The sequence below is a fragment of the Oleiphilus sp. HI0128 genome, from assembly GCF_001635365.1.
Genome location: NZ_LWGG01000016.1, coordinates 1 through 753, shown reverse-complemented (window position 1 = coordinate 753; position 753 = coordinate 1). Strand labels below are relative to the sequence as shown.

Annotated in this window: 1 protein-coding gene; it reads left to right on the top strand. The window is 45.9% G+C overall.

Features of this window, described 5'->3' with window-relative positions; genetic code table 11:
* On the top strand, nt 1–753 hold a 753-nt coding region (locus A3763_RS00305; RefSeq protein WP_304440763.1), incomplete at both ends, for a putative PEP-binding protein.

Here is a 753-nt window from a genome sequence, read left to right as displayed (position 1 = left end):
GAAAATTATGATGAATGTCGGAAACCCTGATAGGGCTTTCGACTTCAGGGCACTGCCAAATGAAGGTGTTGGTCTGGCTCGTCTAGAGTTTATTATCAACCGAATGATTGGTGTGCACCCTAAGGCCTTGCTGAACTTTGACACCTTGCCGCCTGACCTTAAGCAAACAGTCGAGCAGCGTATCAGTGGATATGCCTCTCCGGTTGATTTCTATATCGATAAGCTGGTTGAAGGTATTTCGACACTGGCTGCGGCGTTCTACCCAAAACGTGTGATTGTTCGTTTGTCAGACTTTAAGTCTAACGAATACGCCAACCTTATCGGTGGCACATTATATGAACCAGACGAAGAAAACCCGATGCTCGGCTTCCGTGGTGCATCGCGCTATATTTCTGAAACCTTCCGTGACTGTTTCTATTTAGAATGTGAAGCGCTTAAGCGTGTACGCGATGTAATGGGCCTGACCAATGTTGAAGTTATGGTGCCTTTTGTCAGAACAGTTGGCGAGGCCAAGCACGTGGTAGAATTACTGGCCGAGAAAGGCCTAAAGCGTGGTGAGAACGACCTGAAAGTCATTATGATGTGTGAGCTGCCTGCAAATGCTATTTTGGCAGATCAGTTCCTGGAGCACTTCGATGGTTTCTCAATTGGTTCCAATGATTTAACTCAGTTAACACTCGGTATCGATAGAGATTCTGGAATCATTGCTCACTTGTTTGATGAACGTAACGAGGCGATTAAAGCACTACTGGA